19 protein-coding genes and 3 pseudogenes are annotated in these 19,969 nt (G+C 63.4%); 15 read left to right on the top strand and 7 right to left on the bottom strand.

The window, feature by feature from the left end; all coding sequences use genetic code 11:
* From Q7514_RS32700 to Q7514_RS32690, 3 genes and pseudogenes are all read left to right on the top strand, one after another.
* Positions 1-99, top strand: a pseudogene (locus Q7514_RS32700) (IS5 family transposase); the annotation flags it as partial.
* A gap of 97 nt (positions 100-196) precedes the next feature.
* Positions 197-580 carry a hypothetical protein gene (locus Q7514_RS32695; RefSeq protein ID WP_330137325.1) on the top strand — a complete coding sequence of 128 codons (384 nt, stop codon included), beginning with the start codon at positions 197-199 and terminating at the stop codon, positions 578-580.
* Complete coding sequence (locus Q7514_RS32690; RefSeq protein ID WP_330137324.1) at positions 577-1,560, top strand: hypothetical protein; 984 nt, start codon at positions 577-579, stop codon at positions 1,558-1,560. Before Q7514_RS32695 ends, Q7514_RS32690 begins: the two co-directional genes overlap by 4 nt.
* Before the next feature lie 124 nt (positions 1,561-1,684).
* Here the strand turns inward: Q7514_RS32690 and Q7514_RS32685 are convergent, their stop codons facing one another.
* The 3 genes and pseudogenes from Q7514_RS32685 to Q7514_RS32675 all read right to left on the bottom strand — a co-directional run bounded on the left by Q7514_RS32685 (position 1,685) and on the right by Q7514_RS32675 (position 3,069).
* Positions 1,685-1,897, bottom strand: a complete 213-nt coding sequence (locus tag Q7514_RS32685) for a metalloregulator ArsR/SmtB family transcription factor (protein ID WP_408016224.1) — start codon at positions 1,895-1,897, stop codon at positions 1,685-1,687.
* 206 nt (positions 1,898-2,103) lie between these two features.
* A pseudogene (locus Q7514_RS32680) lies at positions 2,104-2,286 on the bottom strand (oligopeptide/dipeptide ABC transporter ATP-binding protein); the annotation flags it as partial.
* Between the two features lie 60 nt (positions 2,287-2,346).
* Complete coding sequence (locus Q7514_RS32675; protein WP_330137323.1) at positions 2,347-3,069, bottom strand: 8-oxoguanine DNA glycosylase OGG fold protein; 723 nt, start codon at positions 3,067-3,069, stop codon at positions 2,347-2,349.
* A 268-nt stretch (positions 3,070-3,337) separates the two neighbouring features.
* On the opposite strand from Q7514_RS32675, the gene Q7514_RS32670 reads away from it, so the two are divergent.
* From Q7514_RS32670 to istB, 3 genes and pseudogenes are all read left to right on the top strand, one after another.
* Positions 3,338-3,634 carry a hypothetical protein gene (locus Q7514_RS32670; RefSeq protein ID WP_330137322.1) on the top strand — a complete coding sequence of 99 codons (297 nt, stop codon included), beginning with the start codon at positions 3,338-3,340 and terminating at the stop codon, positions 3,632-3,634.
* Positions 3,635-3,937: 303 nt separating this feature from the next.
* A pseudogene (gene istA / locus Q7514_RS32665) lies at positions 3,938-5,475 on the top strand (IS21 family transposase).
* A gap of 66 nt (positions 5,476-5,541) precedes the next feature.
* Positions 5,542-6,306 carry an IS21-like element helper ATPase IstB gene (istB, locus tag Q7514_RS32660; protein ID WP_330137321.1) on the top strand — a complete coding sequence of 255 codons (765 nt, stop codon included), beginning with the start codon at positions 5,542-5,544 and terminating at the stop codon, positions 6,304-6,306.
* Positions 6,307-6,460: 154 nt separating this feature from the next.
* Here istB and Q7514_RS32655 read toward each other — a convergent pair whose 3' ends face one another.
* Both Q7514_RS32655 and Q7514_RS32650 read right to left on the bottom strand, forming a co-directional pair.
* The gene (locus tag Q7514_RS32655; RefSeq protein ID WP_330137320.1) at positions 6,461-7,288 is read right to left on the bottom strand and encodes a hypothetical protein; all 828 of its coding nucleotides are present in this window, start codon (positions 7,286-7,288) and stop codon (positions 6,461-6,463) included.
* Positions 7,289-7,453: 165 nt separating this feature from the next.
* The gene (locus Q7514_RS32650; protein WP_330137319.1) at positions 7,454-8,656 is read right to left on the bottom strand and encodes an IS110 family RNA-guided transposase; all 1,203 of its coding nucleotides are present in this window, start codon (positions 8,654-8,656) and stop codon (positions 7,454-7,456) included.
* Positions 8,657-9,088: 432 nt separating this feature from the next.
* On the opposite strand from Q7514_RS32650, the gene Q7514_RS32645 reads away from it, so the two are divergent.
* From Q7514_RS32645 to Q7514_RS32625, 5 genes are all read left to right on the top strand, one after another.
* Positions 9,089-9,439: a hypothetical protein gene (locus Q7514_RS32645; RefSeq protein WP_330137318.1), complete on the top strand. Its 351-nt coding sequence runs from the start codon at positions 9,089-9,091 to the stop codon at positions 9,437-9,439.
* 104 nt (positions 9,440-9,543) lie between these two features.
* Positions 9,544-9,822 (top strand): hypothetical protein, encoded by a 279-nt coding sequence (locus tag Q7514_RS32640; RefSeq protein ID WP_330137317.1) that lies wholly within the window; start codon positions 9,544-9,546, stop codon positions 9,820-9,822.
* Between the two features lie 467 nt (positions 9,823-10,289).
* Positions 10,290-10,505, top strand: a complete 216-nt coding sequence (locus Q7514_RS32635; protein ID WP_330137316.1) for a hypothetical protein — start codon at positions 10,290-10,292, stop codon at positions 10,503-10,505.
* 173 nt (positions 10,506-10,678) lie between these two features.
* Positions 10,679-11,131 carry a hypothetical protein gene (locus Q7514_RS32630; protein WP_330137315.1) on the top strand — a complete coding sequence of 151 codons (453 nt, stop codon included), beginning with the start codon at positions 10,679-10,681 and terminating at the stop codon, positions 11,129-11,131.
* A 24-nt stretch (positions 11,132-11,155) separates the two neighbouring features.
* Positions 11,156-11,998 (top strand): zeta toxin family protein, encoded by an 843-nt coding sequence (locus Q7514_RS32625; protein ID WP_330137314.1) that lies wholly within the window; start codon positions 11,156-11,158, stop codon positions 11,996-11,998.
* Here the strand turns inward: Q7514_RS32625 and Q7514_RS32620 are convergent.
* Positions 11,974-13,032, bottom strand: a complete 1,059-nt coding sequence (locus tag Q7514_RS32620; RefSeq protein ID WP_330137313.1) for a hypothetical protein — start codon at positions 13,030-13,032, stop codon at positions 11,974-11,976. The two genes, Q7514_RS32625 and Q7514_RS32620, sit on opposite strands and share 25 nt — an antisense overlap.
* A gap of 348 nt (positions 13,033-13,380) precedes the next feature.
* Between Q7514_RS32620 and Q7514_RS32615 the strand changes: the two genes are divergently transcribed.
* The 3 genes from Q7514_RS32615 to Q7514_RS32605 all read left to right on the top strand — a co-directional run bounded on the left by Q7514_RS32615 (position 13,381) and on the right by Q7514_RS32605 (position 18,186).
* Positions 13,381-16,224: an NACHT domain-containing protein gene (locus Q7514_RS32615; RefSeq protein WP_330137312.1), complete on the top strand. Its 2,844-nt coding sequence runs from the start codon at positions 13,381-13,383 to the stop codon at positions 16,222-16,224.
* The gene (locus Q7514_RS32610) at positions 16,221-16,679 is read left to right on the top strand and encodes a GNAT family N-acetyltransferase (RefSeq protein ID WP_330137311.1); all 459 of its coding nucleotides are present in this window, start codon (positions 16,221-16,223) and stop codon (positions 16,677-16,679) included. Before Q7514_RS32615 ends, Q7514_RS32610 begins: the two co-directional genes overlap by 4 nt.
* Positions 16,680-17,043: 364 nt before the next feature.
* Positions 17,044-18,186, top strand: a complete 1,143-nt coding sequence (locus tag Q7514_RS32605; protein ID WP_330137310.1) for an RES family NAD+ phosphorylase — start codon at positions 17,044-17,046, stop codon at positions 18,184-18,186.
* Positions 18,187-18,240: 54 nt separating this feature from the next.
* On the opposite strand, the gene Q7514_RS32600 is transcribed toward Q7514_RS32605, so the two are convergent.
* On the bottom strand, positions 18,241-18,984 hold the full coding sequence (locus Q7514_RS32600; RefSeq protein ID WP_330137309.1) for a YfbU family protein: 744 nt from the start codon (positions 18,982-18,984) through the stop codon (positions 18,241-18,243).
* Between the two features lie 202 nt (positions 18,985-19,186).
* Between Q7514_RS32600 and Q7514_RS32595 the strand changes: the two genes are divergently transcribed.
* Complete coding sequence (locus tag Q7514_RS32595) at positions 19,187-19,324, top strand: hypothetical protein (protein ID WP_330137308.1); 138 nt, start codon at positions 19,187-19,189, stop codon at positions 19,322-19,324.
* Positions 19,325-19,969: the final 645 nt, after the last annotated feature.

The following is a 19,969-nucleotide window of genomic DNA, read 5'->3' as shown; positions in this document are numbered from 1 at the left end:
CAGCTCAAGCAGTTTCGGGCGGTGGCCACGCGCTACGACAAGCTTGCGGTGCGGTACCTGGCCACCGTCCAGGTCGCTGCGATCAGTCAGTGGTTGTGAGGGAGCGGGCTTTTGAAACACGGCCTAGGGGAGGCGGGCGTGGTCGCGGCGCCGCGGGCACGGAGCGGATAACCCGGTGGCTACCGTGGCCGCCACCATGACTGCCCCGCGCACCGCCTCGCCACCCACCGTCGCCGCCGCCGCGATCGCCGGTGCCGCCCTGACCGGAGCCACAGTCGGCTGGATCCTCATGCGTGTGGCCTACCGCCTCGACCGCTTCGCAGCACCCGACGGCACCGGCGATCCGGTCTGGTCACTCACGTGGACCAACGCCAGCTTCCCGTTCACCACAGTCGTCCTCGTCGTCGTCGCCTTCACCGTGGTGTTCACCGTCCTCGCTGCCGCGGTGATCCTTGCCCACCAGGCGAGCGCCCACGAGGTCGCTCGCCAGCGCCGCATCATCGCCGCCGGTACAACTACACCCCTGCTCAGACGTCCGGACGCTGTCCGACACACGAATCAAGGAGTACGCCCCCGATGACCGTCCAAACGCTTTGGGACGCCCGCCTCGCCGCCACCAGCGCGGTCACCGACCACCGGGATGCAGTCGAGTGGCTCCGCCACCGCCTCGCCGCCGCGCTGCGCTCCCACGTCGAGGCAGACCGGGCCGCCGCCTGGAACCCCGATCTCCAGCCGACCGGGGTGCGCCTGGCGGGATGGCTCGCCCACGCCTACGGCTACATCACCACCGTCCCCGCTGGCGACCTCACCGCAGGCGCGGAGATGCCGATGGTCGGCCACTGGCTTGCAGATCGCGCCGACCGACTGACTGACGTACCGCTGCTCATCGCCTCACCGGCAGCAGGTGCGGCGGCGGTCGCGGCAGCGCAGGCGCTAACCAACGACGACATCACCGCCCTCGCCGTGCGTACGGCAGAACTGCCCTACGCGGATGCACACCTCACCCTCTCGGCACCGGTCACGGTCACCACCGATAGCGAAGGCACCTCGACGAAAGAGATCCACGCACTGAGCTGGTGGCCTGACGGCGGAGGATTCCGCGTGGCTGACTGGATTTCGACCTTCGACACGCTCACCGGAGCGGAGGCCGACAGTGCCGAGGCCGCAGCACGTGCGTATGGGGGCGCGACCTTGCCCGCGTTGATGCTCGACACCGAGCGTCTTCACCCGCAGGCGTGGGCTGCACCGGTGACGTCGGACCGGCACGAGACCGAGGGGCAATTCAGCTTCGATGTCCCGGTGTACGACCCTGCCGGCGATCTGTTTGTGCGACTGGCACTCGTGGTGCGGCACCTCGTCGCCACCGGGGTACTTCACACGGGGGTCGAACGCGTTCGACCCCCCGGATCAACCGGACACGTCACCCGAACCCCGGTAGTGGTGCTACGTACCGAGGACGACGATCGACACACCACCCGCCTGGCACTTCCCGGCTCATCGGTCGCGATGCGACGACGCCGTCCGGGTTCAAACCTGCAGTGGAGTGGCCCATTCGGCTGAGTGGGCCGCAGCGCCGGGTAGCAGATCAGTGCTGATGGTCGGCGCCGACGGTGTGCAGCAGCGCGTGGACCGTGGCGTCGATCAATCGGTATCGCACGAGCCGGCCCTGACGTGTCGCGGCCACTCATCCCTGCTCACGCAGCAGACGTAACGCCTGCGACAGCGCGGTCGGCCGCATCCCCACGGCATCTGCGAGGTCGGATACGCACAGATCCGGTTCGTGGTGCAGATGGTGCAGGATCCGCAGCCGATCCGGATCCGCCAGTAGATCGAATCGCCGGACCCACTGATCGAGATCCTGTCCGGCCATCGGCACGGCCACTGTTCGCGTGGGCATCCTCGGGTCTCCTTGAAGTCAGCGCTGTCGGTGCACGCCGGATGCTAACGCCGGCCTTCACCACCGGCCTGAGTTCGACAATCCGGGGGAGACGACTGATGTGCAACAGCGATCCGAGTGTCGCGGACGCTGAGAACCATTCCAGCCATCGCAGATTCATCAGGAGGTTCGCATGACAGACTCGGCAACTCACCGCGACAGCGCAATCACGGGCCTGAGAATCCGGGTGCGGGACCGCGTTGGTGGTACACGCAGTCGCCGGGCAGGTCGGTCAGTGTCGGGGGCATGCCGGGGATCGGGCGTAGTCCCCCGGTGGGCAGCGCTGCGAGCAGATCGCGGGTGTAGGGATGCCATGGGTCTGCGAACACCGCTGCGGTGGGGCCGGTTTCGGGTGTCCCACGTGCGGCGACACCTGCATGGTTGTGCAGGTGTCGAAGCTAGATCTCGCCTTATCCAGCTCCCCCGTTGTCGAACAGCCACCGCTCGAACAGATCCGGCCGTACCTCTCCGCTGTTACGCCCCCATCGCGCCAACAATGCGCAGTACCGCTCGTAGGTTTCGGCGGGCCACCCGCCCGCGGGATGAAGCGAGTTCCATCCTGCGTGGCCCAACGCGGCGGCGACCCGCCTATCGAGAATCAGGCACGGATGATCGGCGTATCCGGCACCTGCGAAGTAGAGGTACTTCGTGAAGAAGGACGGCCCCAGGTGGGCGATCACCGTCCTCCCCCGCGGATAGAGCGTGTCGTACGCACTGCGCGGATCGGTGCGGGACAGCGTCGCTGCGGTGCGCAACGCCAGCGCAGCTGCAGACCGATCGCGGGCAACCGCGTCCATGCGGGCCAGAACTTGCCGCACTTTTCCCCCTGCACCCCACGCGAGGGTGTGCCATAGCAATCTCAGGGTGTCCGTCGGTGAACCCGACGATTCGGCTGCGATAGCGAAGACGTCGCCGCGGGTAATGATTGCGCGGCCCAGGTCGACCGTCTCCCCGGCGGTGTTGCGGCCGGTGACTGGTCCGCCCGGAAGCTCCCGGGCGCGCAGGGCGTCGTTCCACCAGGTCAGGTTCACGGTGATCGCATGGTCGACGATGGCGTCCTGGGGTTGCGCGGTCAGTACCCACTGCGTGCAGGCCTCGGGGGGTTCAACAGTGCTCAGGTCGGTCGGCGCCATGGCTTCATCCTTGCCGACTCGGCACCTTGAACGTGGGACCTGCGGTTTCGGTGTCCCTGGTCAACCCGCCTGCTATCCCAGCGCCCATTTCGGTCGCACACTGAAATCAACGTTGGCCGTGTCCCACGACAGGCACACTCGACGTCCCGGATCCGTATCGGCGGACAGGGCACAATCCTGAGAACCGTGCCAGCGGAAGGCCGGATGCACATTGGTCAGGAGACGCGCAGGAATGTACGGAGCATGGAGAAGTCGAGAACATTTTTCGGTGGCAGGGTCGAATCCTGTGTACACCTCGGTCGACGTGCATGCGCTCGTCGATGCATCACGGGCGGCGACCGGGCCGAGACGAGGACCGTCACCGGTGATCGCCGAGCGCATCGGCGCCGAATGGCAGCTGGTGTACTTCGCCGAACCGTCCAGACTCCGGGAAATCACCCGAGCGCAGGGCCGCAAGTATGAGGGCGTTCGCGGCGGCACGATGCGGTGGTCGTCGACGATGGGCAACGTGCCCCCAGCCCACGAGACGGACGTGGTGACACAGCACCTGGACGTCACCACCTAGTTGAAACGACGGTCCCGCCCAATCCGAGGCGAACCCGCAGTGAGAGTGACCCGGTCGCAAACGAGACCGGCCCTGGGACCCCAGATAGACCACCCGGAGATCACATCGCCGCAGCGTGTCAGCGGTCACGTAATTCCCCAGGCTGATGGGGTAGTCCGTCACGTAATTCCCCACCAGGCCGTCACGTAATTCCCCACCCTGGGGTGTGTCTGCCAGGGTTCGAGTGCGGCTACAGGTTCGCTTCCTCCAGGGCCTCCTACCCGGCCCCGGAAGAGGCCCGTGGTGGCAAGGAGAACGTGGACGATGAGCGATCTGATGGAGTTGTTCCGACATTGGCATGGCGGCAGGTCCCAGGTGCAGATCTCGGCGGCGCTGGGGATCGACCGCAAAACGATCCGCAAATATCTGGCGCCGGCGATCGCGGCCGGCATGACCCCGAACACGAATGAGAGGTTCGATGAGTCGGTATGGCGGGAGTTGATCACTGCCTGGTTCCCCGAAGTCGCCGACCCAGCGGTGCGGGCGGTGACTCGTCCGGCCATCGCGGTGCACCACGACTGGATCAAGGCGCAGTTGGGTGAATCGGTGACGGTGGCGACCATCGCACAACGACTGCGCGATGACCACAATGTGGACGTCTCGGAGTCATCGGTACGGCGATATGTAACAACCATATTCGCCGAAAAGATCGCAGAAGGCAAAGTGACGGTACCCCGCGGTGCGGTCCCTGCCGGCGATGAAGCGCAGGTCGATTACGGCAAACTCGGCATGTGGCACGACCCGGTCACCGATCGACGAGTCACAGTCTGGGCGTTCGCGATCATCTTGGCATTCTCACGAATGTTGTTCGTGCAACCAGTGTTGAGGATGGATCAATCCTCCTGGTGTGCTTCACATGTGGAGGCATTCGACTACTTCGGTGGCACCCCCGCCCGGATTGTATGCGACAACCTCAAAACCGGGGTGGACCGCCCCGACCTCTACGATCCGAAGATCAACCGCGCTTACGCCGAGTTCGCCGCGTACTACGACGTCCTGATCGATCCGGCGCGGGCACGCAAACCCAAAGACAAACCACGGATCGAACGCCCGATGCCCTACATCCGAGATTCATTTTGGAGGGGCCGCACCTTCACCTCCCTGCCGCAGATGCAAGAGGCAGCGGTGGTGTGGTGCACCGAAGTATACGGCCAGCATTCGCACCGCGGCATCGACGGAATGACACCAGCAGCACTGTTCACTCAGATCGAACAATCAACTCTACAACCGTTGCCGCCGAGACCCTTTGAACATGTTGTCTATCACGTCGGGAAGGTCGCTCGGACTGTCATGTCAAAGCCGGCAAAGCCCTGTATTCGGTGCCGTGGCGGCTGATCGGGCAACGCGTCACCATCCGCACCGCCGGCGACATGGTGCAAATCTTCGCCGGCGACGACGTCGCAGCCACCCATGTCCTGCATCTATCGGGACGATCGACGAACTTCGAGCACTACCCGCCGCACAAGGTCGCGCACACCTTGCAGACCGTGTCCTGGTGCCGTCACCAAGCCGAAGAGATCGGCCCGGCCGCGGTTGCCGTCGTTGCTGAACTGTCCGAGGTCAACGCACTGCACCGACTGCGAGCGATCCAGGGCATCGTCGGCTTGCGCGCACGCTATCCCGACGAGCGGATCGACGCCGCCTGCCACCGGGCCCGCCAGGTCGGCGATGTGCAGTACCGCACCATCAAAGGGATCTTGGTTGCAGGCACCGAAGACGAAGGCACACCCGCACCAGCGGCTACCGCTGTCCCGGCTCTGCTCCGCGGACCTCGAGCCTTCGATACCGCTTCCGGTCAGTAGTTGACCTCAGAATGCCTGTTGATACACAACTGTTTTCGCAGAAATTCACCTTAAGGAGCGATTGCTATGACCATTCATGATCCCAGCCTGCGCGCAGCGCTGAAAACCCTGAAACTGGGTGGCATGCTCGACACACTCGACGCCCGCCTGGCCCAGACCCGCGACGGCCAACTCGGGCATCTGGAGTTTCTGCAGGTGCTCTGCGAAGACGAGATCTCTCGCCGCGAGCACGCCGACCTGGACCGGCGGGTGCGGCGGGCCCGGTTCGAACAACAAGCGACCTTCGAAGATTTCGATTTCACTGCGAATCCGAAACTGCCCGCCGCGATGCTCCGCGACCTCGCTGCGCTGCGTTGGCTTGATGCCGGCGAGTCAGTGATCCTCTACGGACCGGTTGGAGTCGGCAAAACACATGTGGCACAAGCACTTGGACATCATGTAGCACGTCGAGGCGTGGACGTGCGGTTCGTCAAATGCGCACGCATGCTCACCGACCTCGCCGGCGGTCACGCCGACCGCACCATCGGGCAACGTATGCGCGAATACACCCGGCCGGCCGTCCTGATCATCGACGACTTCGCGATGCGCGAGCACTCCACCACCGGCTCCGACGACCTCTACGACCTGGTCTCCGACCGGGCGATCGCCGGCAAACCTTTGATCTTGACCAGTAACCGCGCACCCAAAGACTGGTACCCGCTGTTCCCCAACCCTGTCGTCGCCGAATCGCTGCTCGACCGGCTCATCAACACCAGCCATCAGATTCTCATGGATGGCCCGTCCTACCGGCCTCGTAAGCGACCCGGAAGACCTGTCAAGAAGACCACCTGACCCAGCCCGATCTGCTCAGCTACGCTGAGTCCGGCACGCTCGAACATGGGGAATTCCGTGACGGAAACCCCTGAGGAATTACGTGACCGTCGACAGGCTCATCCACCATTTGCTGGGTGCTCGCTCCCGGTCCTCTTCCCGCTGGTTCAGTTCCTTACCGGACAGGCGGCCGGGCGAGGTCGGTGTCAGCGGGGCGAACGGTGACGTGCTCGGGTAGGCGTAGCCATGCAGTGCTCGGTACCGTCCACTCGCCGACACCGACGTAGGGCCCGGACTGGCTGTGAGTGAAGCCACTGGAGTCGCTGTCGTCGTACGGCACGTGCGAGATGAGAGGTTGAGCGCAGAGCAGGCCGCTGATCGACACATCGACCGCATCCCACGTGGTGGCGATCGACGGCCAGTCCGGAAACAGGGTGTCGCCGTGGACCAGCGGGTGCGCATTGAGCAGCTCGACCCAGTCGTCGGCGGAGGCGATGTGGGCGATGCGGACAGCGTCGGGGTCGAAATGCACCTCGTAGCAGTTCGGGCTGCGTGTGCGATTGTGTTCGCCGTGCAAAGCCCAGGCGTCGGATCCGTCGTCGAACACCGGGGCCGTCCAGAACGCGCCGTCGAGCAGGGCACAGGGGAAGCGTCTGTTCACGACGGTCGGCTGCCGCAGCGCCTGGATACGTCCGTGATGGTGTTGCGGGGAGATCCACGTGTGGCACCGAGACGAGGTCAGGACGGTGGCGATGGCTTCGCTCATCTCGACGACTTCGGGAGCGGCGGTGTTCATGTCGAGAACGTCTGTGAATCCGTCACCGTACAGATAGCTGCTCAACGTCATTCCCGCTCGTCCCGAATAGTCCTCGGTGGTGATCGAGTCGGCGTAGGCGAGCGCGGACCGATGTTCGGGATGGTAAGTGTGCCAGCGCAGATGCCACTCGATGAGCTGTCGGCCCGGGAAGGTATCTCTGAGATTCGCAGCGAGGTCGGTGCTCACCTCTCAAGTATTCCAGTGACTGTCGGCGGGCCGGGTATTGAGGTCATCGGTGGTCTGGGTGTCGGGATCTGGTCCGGAGTCGGTGTTCACCGGATGCCCGGGTCTGATGTGAGTTGACTGGTGCAGAGAAGCATCCTCTTCGAGAAAGGACTCTCAATGATTCTGTCAAGCCGCAACCGCGGTGACCGGCGCGTTGGGTTGCCAGGTGCGGTTGTCGCGGATGAGGGCGTAGAGGACGTTGACGCGACGGCGCGCCAGGCAGATCGTTGCCTGGATGGGGCGTTTACCTTCGGCGCGTTTGCGTTGATGGTAGGCACGCGAGACGGGGTCACAGCGGGCTGCGGTCAGCGCCGACATGTACATCACCCGGCGCAGGCGTCTGCTGTAGCGCTGTGGAGTGTGCAGACGCCCGGTGCGTTTGCCGGAGTCCTTGGGTCTCGGCGCCAAACCGGCCCAGGCGGCGAGTTGGTCGGCCGACCCGATCAACGCTGGATCACCGACAGCGGAAAGGAATTCAGCACCGAGCCGGAACCCCATTCCCGGCAAGCTCACGATCGCCTCGGCCAGAGGGTGCCGGCGAAATCGGGCCTCGATCTCCGCGTCGGCGGCGTGGACACGTGCGTCGAGGTCGATCACCCCCCGCGCCAATTCGGCCACCAGTTCGGCAGCGATATCCTCACCCGGCAACCGCACCGTCTGCGCCTTCGCCGCGGTGACCGCGGCCTGGGCGATCGTCTCCGCGTTGCGCACCCCGGCGGCGGCGAGGGTGGCGGTCAGCCGCGTTACCCCGGTGCGACGGATCGCCTTCGGTCGCTGGTAGCGGGCCAGCAGCACCGCCCAGCCCCGGTCCGAGGAGATCTGGGCGACACGTTCGAGCCCAGGACAGATCGCGATGAGTTGCTGACGCAGCCGGTTGATGGTGCGGGTGCGGTCGGCGACCAGATCGGTGCGGTGGCCGGTGAGCATCTGCAACTCGCGGATCAGATCGTCGTCGGGATGCAGTACGGGCAGATCGGAGCGCATCCGGGACTGATCGGCGATCACCCGGGCGTCCTTGGCATCGGTCTTGGCTTCACCGCCGCGGTAGACCGTGGAGGCTTGCCATACCGAACGGCCGGACAGGTACCGGACCGTTTCGCCGGCACCGGCCAGGACGGTCAGCAGCAAGGTCGCGTACACGGTGGTCAGGTCCACTGTCCACGACACCTGCTCGCCGAAAGCGTCGACCTCGGCGATCACCGTGGTGATCGCAGCTTCGTCGTTGTCGAATCGTCGCGACAGCAGCACTGCGCCGGAGGCGTCGACGACGCACACCCAGTGATGTTCTTTGCCGACATCGACTCCTGCCCACACGGGCGAACCAGTCATCGCGTTCCCTCGTTTCAACTCGTGTTCGAACACGGTCCCCGTGGACGACCCCGCCGGCATTTCCTTAAACAAGCGATCACATCGCAGATCTCAATCAGCGGTTCGAGGTGTCCAGGCGGGCTGGGCGGCCAGTCCTTTCAAGCCGCACCTGCGCATAGGAAGGCCGGCAATGCGACATCAACCTCGCCCGGCCCACCCGGGTTACAGCCCAACGTAACTCTCACGAAGTAACTGCAACTACGAACTTAAGGAGGCGGCATCACACCCGAGACGGTTCAGCTGGTACGCCGCGACCTGCCGGGTCGTGCCCCGGGAGCGACACTTCTCGGCCAGGAAGGCGCGGCCCGGTTACTGTTCCGGGGTGGGGAGACAGCCGCCGAGCGAGGACACCCTGCCCGCAGACGAAAGCCACCGGTACCGGGAGAGGATGGGATGCGCACAGCTACTTATCTGATGGGCGCTGCACTCGTCGCGGCGGTCGCGATGATTGGTGCGGTGGTCGTGCAGCGCAGCACAGCCGACACATCCGCCCCGGCCGGCCAGGAAGGACCCACAGTGACCAGTCCGCGCGATCCAGCCCCGAAGAGCGAACCCGAACCCGAACTCGAGGACGACTACGACTACGACTTGTCGCTCGAGGATCCGGTCATCGAGGACGGCGAACCGGCCACGTGGGAGGAGTTCGCCCGCGATGCTGCCGCCGGCCAGCACCCCGACGATGTGCCGGTGTCGGGTGGGGGAGCGATCACGGTCACCGAGGGGGAGGGCGAACCGCCCCGATAGACACCTTCCTGCTCCACCAGTACGCGCACCGCGCGTCGAGAGGGCCATGCCCTGTAGTTGGGGAGTGAGAGAGGTGGGTTCCGGTCCCATCGCTGAACCAGACGGTGTGGACAGTCCGCAGAAGAAAGGTCCGCGCCCTGACCGCCATCCGTCACGAGACCATCGTCGACGACGACTACTACCACCAGTTCACGCTCATCGCCGGACCCGCACGCGAGTTGGTGCACGGCCGGTATCCGGAGCTGCCGCTGGGCATCTTCGCCGAGGACACAGTCAGCGTGAAGGGCGGGAATCAGGGGCGGCCCGGTGCACGTCGTGGTGGAAGTGCACGACACGCCCGCCGACTACGACGACAGGGAGTGGGAGGACATCGCCGAGGGTGATCTCGTGCTTGATACCTGAGAGGGGGCACACCTGCTGTCGTTCTGGGATGACACCCCCGGCGCCCCCGGTCTCCGCGGTCTGACCCCACCCGGGCGACGGCGTTACCGAGTCCGGATCTGCTTGCGCGGCAATGATACTCGTTTCGATGCGTATCTCGTCGACCACGGTCAGGTGGAGGACTATTTGATCCAGCTGTGGCCGAGTACCAACCCCGGCCGCAGCAGATCACACACCTGTCCGGCCGGTAGCTACCCGGACCGACTCAGGCGACGTCACCAGGTTCCCGCTGCCGAGCGGGACGGCTCGGCAGTCGATCTTTGGCCAGGGGGTCCCTGGGTCGCGTATCGGTTACCGTCCGCCGGAGCTCTCGCCGAGGGATGCCGGTGCCGGACGCGGTCGCCAGTGCCTGCCGAACCACCGTGACGAACGGCGATGGCGGCAGCGCGTGCGGCACTAGCGTCAGGTGATGGACATACAGCGGAACTATGCGCTCTCGACGATTGCGCTCGGCCCCTACGACGACCTGGACGCTCTGCACGCCGATCTGGCAAATCATGCCGAGACGGCGGTGACGTTGGCGAACCAGAGCGAGGGACAGACGCTGGTGTCGATGTCGCATTCGATAGTGGTTATCGGCGGGAAGTTGCATGCCTCGGTTGTGTTGTCGTTCGAGGAGCACTGACCGCGCCCCCGCGAGGCGGTCACTCGTCGAGTGTGGTCTGCCCGAGGGTGAATGACCGCGCCGACGTGCCTGGTGCTGCGCAATTGCGTCGGTGGATGGGTCCGTGGCCGCTGCGCTGCCTGTCACCACTGGTGATACCATGTGGTATATCCCCAGTTGAGGTGGTGAATACGATGTCGGTGGCGTTCGAGAAGGACATCGAGCGGCAACTGCGTGCGATCTCCCCACGCGCGGAACTCGCACAGCTCGAGAAGATCCGCGCTGTCCTCGCTGCGGTCGAGGCCGGATGGTCGCAGCGTCAGATCGCGGTGCGTGTCGGGGTCGAGCAGCCCGAGATCAGCAGGCTGCTCAAGAAGGCCCGTCTGCGGCCGGATGTCCGCGAGCGCACCCCTCGTGAGGTGCTGCTGCGGTATGCGGTCGGCGAACTCGACCACGAGCAGATGATGGACGAGCTCGAGCATTGGGATTACACCTTCGGTAGCCCGTCCGAGGACAACCCGAATGCCGATGTGTATGTCCGAGGGAGCTGGGATCAGATCGAACGCGCGGGGGATCTGCTCTCCGATGACGACTACCAGCGTCTGTTCGAGGTCACCGCGGAGCAGCGGGCGGCGAGCCGCCGGTAGTGAAGCAGCCGTGCGTCAAGACTCATGCCGCTCTCGATTCGTGGTGCGCCCCGGGCGGGATACTCGACTCCGGTGGTGACCGGGCATCGTGGCGCCTGTACGGGAACGACCGCGGCGCCGCCATACCAAGGATGCGATCGTCGAGGCGTATCTGGCCGAGCAGGACGGCATCGATCACGGTGGCGGTGCTCGATTGTCACTGCCGGGGTTCCAGGCGCCGGAAAGTCCACCGCGATCGGATCTCGCGGTCTGGCCGGCAGGGGTTGGCGTGTCCTTGATGCGGATCGGATCAAGGATCACCTGATCCGCGACGGACTCGGCCGCGGTGTCTACGACGACCTGCTCGATACGGTGCTGCCCGACGGACGGCGGCTGCACCCACGCGAGCTGGCCACCCTCGTGCACCGCGAATCCACCCAGATCCTTGACACCGTGCAGCAGCACTGCATCGAGATGGGGGAGAACATCGTCATCGAAGGCACCTTCCGCTGGGACGGTCTCGGCGCGCAGTTGCTCACCGAACTCGGCGGCGCCGGCTACACCGACCTGACCATCGTCGATGCGGAAGTCACCTGCGACACCGCGCTTGATCGCGCGCAGCACCGGTGGTGGACCGGCCGCACCGACCCGGACAACGAACTCGGGGGCCGCTTCACCCCGACCTCGGCGATCACCGACCTCTACCCGCACGGATCTGCGCGGTCGATCTGCGCACGCAACGCGCGCGCGGCGTTCGAGCATCCGTTGTCGGCGGTGATCGAGTCGATGACGTTGTTCGTCGACGACTACACGACCGGCACGCATGTGGAGTCGACTACGACCAAGCACAACGGCGTCGTCAACTACGACTCGCACACCGCGCCGTAGCGTCCCGGCCTGACCTCCGCAGCGCAGCACCGAGTGGAGAGTGCGGCAGCAGTGCTTTGGCCATTTTCGCTGTTCGGTTTTGCCTTCGCTGAAATCGGATTTGATCGCATCGAAGTTTGCTTTTTTCCTTCGGCGTTCTCGGTAGCAACGAAAATGATTTCTGTGTCCTTGACCACTGCAGTCCCGTATGCGTGGCCAGTGTTGTCGAAGTCAGCAGCGTCTTGGCCGTTGGACTTCAACTTGCCGTGTTTGAGGTGCATCTCCACATTGGTCACGCGGACGTTTCCGGATATCTCGATCCGGGTTATCTTCTGAGTGCTTGATCCAGTCGCGCCTTCAGTATTCATGTAGATATCTAGAGGTTCCCCGGACTCTGGATCAACTCCATGGGCGGGATCAAGGTTCAATGCGAACCTGCTCTCAGTCCCTGTAGCGTCACGCATCGCATCGTTGTCAATATTCATCGACCGGATCAGGAACTCGACGAGATCGAATATGGAATAAAGCGGGGTGCCGTCAATTCGGAATACATCTGTTTCGAGGATTGTAAGAGTATCGGGTCCCTCGTTGCTGTGGCCAAAAATGACCTTGCAATTTGTAGGGGTCAGATCGAACCTTTTCACCCATAAAGAATTGAGGTTTCCAACAATTTCTGCCCGGATTGAACTGATTTCGGAATCTAATTCCAATAGAGTGATGCCGTTTGTCTTTGCTTTGCTGTGGGCTTGTCCCGTAAATCCTGAACTTGAAACAAGCACCAGTCGGTTCGTAGCCAGAGTCTGGTGCTTTGCGATGGCCTGCTCGACCCATTCGACAGTCTGTTTGCGTTTCCAGTCTCTGGATTCAATGCTGACGACCATCTTGTGTCCTGCAATGTGCGTCTCAAGGCAGGTATCAACCTCCCTGCTCTCGCCGCTGACGAGGTCAGTTAACATTTTCGACTCTGTGATTTCCACCTGATCGTCGCTGAGTTCAGCCAGATGGGCGTGAATAATCGCCACCACTTCTTGGAATGTATTGGTCCGCTGAGGCATTTCGTAAAGGTACCTGGTGTGCACCAGGTACCGGACTTGCTGGGGGCATGAAGCAGGCACTGGTGTGCAAACTCTGGCATGGTCCGACGCGAGCAGAGAGGTGCCGTCGACTACGAGTATCACCGACGTCCGTGTCCGTGCGTTGAGCGACGTGCACACGCGTGGCTGGAACGACGAACAATGCAACGCACTCCTGCGATTGTGGGGAAAGATCACGAAGGCTTGCGCGATCCGGCGATGGTGAGGACATCAGATGTGGCTTCGTGCTCGTGCTGCGTTGCTTGAGTTCGCGAGGGCCCGCGACGACGAGTTGCAGTTGCCGTCGCCACCGCCTGGCATCATGACGTCGTGCAGCATGATCTCGAGAAGCTGGGGCCGTTCGGCTTCCAGGACCTGGCAGCGGCGTTGGCGTCCGCTGTGTGTGGCCGAAATGTGCAGGCTCTCGGGTCCGGCCGTGACGGTGGCCGGGACATGGTGTGCCGGGGAACGATCATCTGGTCCGGTTCGGAGACCGAGCGTGGAGAGGTGTGGGACGGATACACCGTTTTCCAGGTCAAGCACAAGGAGCGCTTGGCCGCGCAACCGTCGGCCAACCTTGCCTGGTTGTGGAAGCACGTGCGCGCTGAGTTGGAAGCGTGGGCGAATCCCGATTCGGGACGCGGTCCGGTGCCCGACTACCTGGTGATTGTCAGCAATGTCCCGCTGACACCCACTCCTGACTCGGGAGGACTCGCACAGCTCGACAAGAACATCACGGCATACATACGGGCCCTTTCCGACGGATCCCGTGACATCGACAAGGACGCGACGGCACGGCGGAAAACAATGAGCAAGCGCATGGCCCGACTTCGACAGTGGCGGATCTGGGACGGTAATCAGATCGATGCACTGGTGACAGCCAACGCCGGAATTCGGCGAGCGTTCGGTTCCTTCCTCACTGTTTCGGATGTGTTCGCGCATCTGGCTGACTTCACTGACAAGCTTCCACTCGACGAGCTGAAATCGGGACTGCACCGGCAAGCACGTTTGGCTCTGACGGGTGATCGCTTGATCTACTTCGACGAGGCCGGATCCGCCTACGGCTCCGGGACTCCGATCGAGCAGGTTGCGATCGATCTACCGATCACCCCCGATGAGGACGGAAGCCCGCGCACGGTCTTCGGCTATGTTCTCGACCGGGCCGAGCACGTTCTCAAACCGCGACTGAACTTGCACGACGGTCCCAGACACATCGTGGTGGTCGGCGGACCCGGCAACGGCAAGACCACGATGTCGAAGTTCCTCGTCCACGTGTTCCGAGCCGCGCTCTTGGCCGGCGGGTCGAACCTCGGATCTGATCACGTCGAGGTGATCGAGGCGACCGCGAAGGCGTTGCGGGGCATGAGTCGTGACGGATTACCGAAGAATCGGCGATGGCCGATGCGAATAGACCTCGCAGAATATGCCGAGGAACAGGGCCTGAGTGAGGACTCCACTCTGCTCCGGTGGATCGCGTACAAGGTGTCCAAGCGTCTGAACGCCGGCGGCGTATCAGCTGGAGCTCTCGACTCGTGGATGAGGCAGTGGCCGTGGTTCCTCGTGCTCGACGGCCTCGACGAGGTGACCGAACCCCGCAGCCGGAAACGTCTGATCGCGCAGATCACCGAGTTCGTCACCGAGGCGGAGGGCGATAATTGCGACTTGCTCGTGGTGGTCACCACCCGGCCTACGGGATACATCGAGAACATCGCCCCCACCCAGTTCGAGAGGGTCAACCTCTCGGGTCTCGACGTGGAACAAGCGGTCCGTTATGGGATCCGGGCGACTCGTGTGCGCCTCAGAGAGGACCTCGACAAGATCGAACGGATCGAGACGCAACTGCGCCGCGCGGCCGACAACGAGTCGCTGCGGCACCTGATGCAGACACCGTTGCAGGTGTTGATCATGACGATCATCGTCGAGGGGTCCGGCCGACTGGCGCCGGATCGGTACAGCCTCTTCTGGGGCTACTACGACACCGTCCTGCGCCGCGAACGCGCCAAGCCGGTGGCGTTCGCACGCCTACTCGAGGAACACGCTCCCCACATCCTCAACCTGCACCAACGGGTTGGATTCGAACTGCAGATACGCAGTGAGGAGTCCGACGGATCCACAGCGACGATGAGCCTGCGCGAACTTCGCGACATCACCTGGCAAGTGTTGCACGAGGCCGGATTCCACCCCTCTGACACCGACTCTGCCCTTCTCGACCAGATCGTGATCGCAGCAACCCACCGCTTGGTTCTCCTCGCCCCACGAGGAGCAGAGGGCGTCGGCTTCGACGTTCGGTCACTACAAGAGCTGATGGCCGCCCGGTTCCTCACCAACGGCCCGCTCGAGCAGGCGATGGCGCGACTCCAATGCGTCGCAGCAAGCCCGCACTGGCGAAACACCTGGGTATTCGCAGCGGGCGGCCTCTTCGCCGAACCCCAGCCACACCAGCACGAAGCCGTCGTCTCGCTGCTCGAGCGAATCGACACCGACGCGGCATTCCGGCTCGGGCGAATCTGCCCGATCGGTCCCGCCCTCGCCCTCGATCTCATCGAGGACGGAATGGCACGGGCACAACCCCGATTCCACGACCGCCTGCTCACACTCGCATTCGCACTACTGCACGCGCCCAACCTTCCCGATTCCCTTGCCGTCGCCCGGGTACTTGTGCGCGCCGCGGACCACAGCGATCGAGCACGCGACCTCATCGCCGACGCGCTGCGTGAAGCGCTCGGCGCGGACCCAGTGGCCCGCCGCACGGCAGAAGGGGTTCAGGATTTGATCGACACCGCAGGCCGCGAAGCCGGTGCCGGCAGGCACGCTCGGACACTGACTGCGGTCCGAGCCAAACTCTCCCGCCGCGCTGGGCAGGCAGCAAGCATTGATGGGCAATGGGAGCAGTACCGCCAGACCCTAGTCGACCTGGCGGACGCCGAGGACGTCGCCAACACGGTAGGCGATGCCGACAGGGCCCTGCACCGGTTGCGCAAAAGCGGCGACATCGATGCCGAGAGCCGGCCGATCCTCGCGGCGCTCGCAGACCCCGAGGCTGCCGAAATCCTGGAAATGGCGCTCGGACATGTGGCCAAGGACGACCCCGAAGTGCTGACGATCATCCGCGACGGCGTCATCCCTGCAGTGCACCGTGCACCGGTCGGTGAAGAACTCAGACTGATGTCATGACGTTGAAGTTGGCTGATCTTCGCCGCGGCGATGCGGACAGGTACTCGTGGTACCCGACGTTCGACAGTGCGGTCGCGTACGAGAACGAGCACTGGTGGGACGCGCCGAACTATGACGACGACAGCACCTGGTACGTGCAGGTGCTGGAGGACGATGCCGAGGTAGCCCGTGTCAAGCTGGATGATCCTGGTGACATCAATCCCGAGTACGCGGGAGTGCCGATAGTGGGTCCGGAGCGGTTGGAGATCCTGTTCATCGAGGTGGCCACCGCGGCGCAAGGCCGCGGTGTTGGCACGGAAGTGGTGCGCGCACTGGAGAGGCGGCATACGGATCGGCGGTTCTTCGCGTACAGCAAGGACGCGCACGGGTTCTGGGCTTCGCTGGGGTGGGAGCGCTTCGATCACCCCGAGAGTGAGCAGTCCTACGGGCCGCTATTCATCCAGTCAGGGCAGTAACCGGGTGGCCCGGCGCTCGGCCGACTTTCTGGCGTGTACGACGAGCACGGCTGTTTCCATGGGCGCTGGCACGGCCGATCTGTTCCCGCTGCGTAGAGGTGACTATGCGGTGTGAGCATGGCGGACTGGTTGCCGAGACTCGGCGGGAGATCAACAAGGGCTGGTGATCAACATCGATCACTCGTCTACAGAGAGGACGTTGCGATGCTCGCCGTGGGCAGCGAGGTCGCGTTCGTGATCGTGCTCGGTCGGAAGATTGGAGTCGCTGACGGGTGTCCCTTCGTTCCGTGATCAGATACGCGTCATGGCGTACTGCGATCCTCCAGGTGAGTTGGATGATGTTTCTTCGGTGTGCCTTCGGTGTATGGGCCCGCTACTGCATGACCGTGCGCGGGAGTTCGCGGAGTGGGCGGAGCCGGACAACGAGGACTATCCGGAGCTGTTCTCGTGCTCGTTCTGCGACTCCGATGTCGATTCGAACGGCGAGAACGTCGCGATTTCCTGGAGCCAGTACATGGAGTTGGTTATGGAAGGGCTGTCAACGCTGTTCGTCACCGGTTACGAGCAGGGGAATCCCCCCAGTGACGGTGGTGACGGCCTCGACTGGTTGAGCCCGGAGGAAGTTCTCAGTTACTGCGGGGATGCTATCGGAGACGGGCCTGCGGGATACGTACTCGAACGAGAGATCGGGTACGAGCTTGCGAAAGACGTGTGGACGTATCGTGATTTCGGTTGGGACAGGGCGGAGTTCCAGTTCGGCTGGGAAAGGTTCAAGGCGGACTCGCGGGGCTCGGACCATTTGAACCACTCGGTGGTGTTGTCTCCGAAGAAGCTCCTCGGCCGTCTGGAGACGATCATCACGGTTCTCGTGGAGGACGACGTGCTCCCGGTCGTCAAGGCAGGAACGAAGCTGTGGAGGGTGCGGCCTCACGAACAACTGAGGCCCGATTTCGTCCCGTCGGGCAAGGAGCTGGGCTCAGCCCCAGTCGACTACTCGAAGGACAACCGCTTCAGCCTCGACGGTGTATCGATGTTTTATGGGTCCGAGGAGTTGGAGACAGCTCTGCTGGAGATCGATTACTCGACGTGCCCCTACGCCACGGGAGGACAATTTCAGATCACGAAGGACCTGGTTGTCCTCGATCTGACCGACGTCACATGGTTTCCGAGCATCTTCGACTCGGCCGAGGCACGCTACTACTACGAGGCGGACTTCATCCGAGGGTTCGGTGAGGAGATCAGACGTCCTCTCATCGACGGCGAAGACTACCGCCCGACCCAGCGCGTGGTTTCCGAAGGAATCCAGAGATTCCACGAGCCCATTGATGGTATCCGCTTCAAGAGCGCGAAGGACCCGGCTCGATTCAACTACGTGTTGTTCTTCGGAAACGAGAAGTGTGGCGACCTCGGCACGGGCGACGGAGTCGTCCTAGCGCTCGATCTCAGCACGATCCAGACTGTATCGAATACGAACGGGCGGAGTGAGCGGCCGGCTGGCGGAACGTAGACACCCGGAGAATGGGGGTTGGCTCGAAATACGTCAGGCCAGCCCCCACCGCGATCATCGACGCCGGGGCATACGGGCTGCCCGGGCCTCGGTGATTTCCCGCACCTGATCGACCGACATCCACCTGTCCCTTCCGAAGTCCCCACGACGAACGGCTTCGGACCAGATCGGCTTGAACACCGCGAGCATTCTTTCGTATGAGGGAAGGCGCCGTGAGTGCGAGTTGCCATCATCTCCGATCTCGTCGAGTCGCGGACGTACCTCTGTCCAACGGTCGGTACGTAGGAGGTAGCGCAGATAGGCGAGCATCCGACCCTCAACGGGATCACTGAGGTCGAATCCATCGAACTTCGCTCGGCTTACAAGCTGGCCGAGTTCGGTGACTTCTTCCTCGGTGAACGTGGCGATACTTGCCTTGAGCACTCGGAACATGTCGAGAATGTCCCAGAGGAATTGGCACTGGTTGAGATCGAGTTCCGGTTCCAGGTATCCGAAAATGTTGCCGTACTCGCCGGCAAACCCTTCCCTCAGGGCTTCGGCAGCGAGTGTATGTTCCTCTCGTTCACTGTCGTCATCGGCCAGCGTGGCCAGAGTCTCCCGCTGTTGAGCGAGCAGAAGGCGCTGCGCGGGCGAGAGGAAACTGGGTACGTCCAGCGCGGTGTCGAACTGGGTGCCCGCTCCGAGAGTCTGATCGATGGCCGCACGTAGGAGATCGCTGACGGTCTGGTTCTTTGCTTCGGCGAGTGTCTCGAGGGCTGCTCGAGCTTCTTCCGTGATGCGGATCGTGACGGATGCCATCTGCATCCCTTTCTTACGGTTTGACGTTTGTAATACGGTCTTACAAATAGAGTACGCGATTACGAAGTAGAGTCAACTGAGATGGAACATCGCAGCTGTACCCGACTACCTGTGGGTGTCCGGCCGCTTCGATATGGTCCGTCGCGCCGGGTGCGGCGTTCGTCTGGCCCCCAGTGAGGCGGTGGGTGGTACCGAGCCGGTCATGACCTTGGTCCAGTGGATGGAGGTGTCCACGCACAGCGTGACGGTGACAGTGCCCGCTGATTTCGACCCGGAGAACGCGGATCTGGGCGATGCGCTGGGGAGCTCGAGGACGATGGTTTCCTCGGTGTCGAGCTGAGGGCATCAAGGTGTGGGGACCGGCTCGCAGCAAGCAGGCCGGTCCTCGGTAGTGAGTGTGGCGTAGTGCGGTGTTGTGCGCGGCCCCTGCATCCTGGTTGGGATGTGGGGGCTTTGTGCTGTGTGGTCTGGGTGACGGCATGTCCCGGGGTGTGGGGCCGGCGGGTTGGTGGGGGCGGCGCGGGGTACCGGTTTTGGGCGGTTTTTGAATTGTGTTGTTGTACAATATATTTAGTGAAAGTGGTTGGTGTGTAGTTGGACCGACGTACTTTGCGCAGTCCACATGTAGTGATTTGGTATTTTCGGTTGTGGGGATGTGTATTTCGGTTCTGATCGGTTCGTGTTGTGTTCGAGGTGTGTCTGGGGTGGTGGGGTATGATGGAGACATGACATCGGGACGGGTCGGGAGCGGCATGGCGGTGCTGTGCACGACGCGCGCAGCGCGTCCCTGCCCCTCGGCGCTTGCTGATGGTGAATGGAAGTTGACGGTGAAATCTGTTGGTGAGTATGAAGTTTCGGTTTCTAGCGGAGCGCAGCGACGCGGGCGACGGCAACGATACGGTACCGCTATCGAGCCGCGCAGCGGCTCCCTGGTGGGGAGCGCAGCGACCCGCCCCGTTCCCCGACGCGGAGCGTCGGGGAGAGC

The organism is Rhodococcus artemisiae (genome assembly GCF_036327795.1).
GTDB classification, from domain to species: domain Bacteria; phylum Actinomycetota; class Actinomycetes; order Mycobacteriales; family Mycobacteriaceae; genus Rhodococcus; species Rhodococcus artemisiae.
This window is presented reverse-complemented; position numbering and strand designations above follow the sequence as displayed.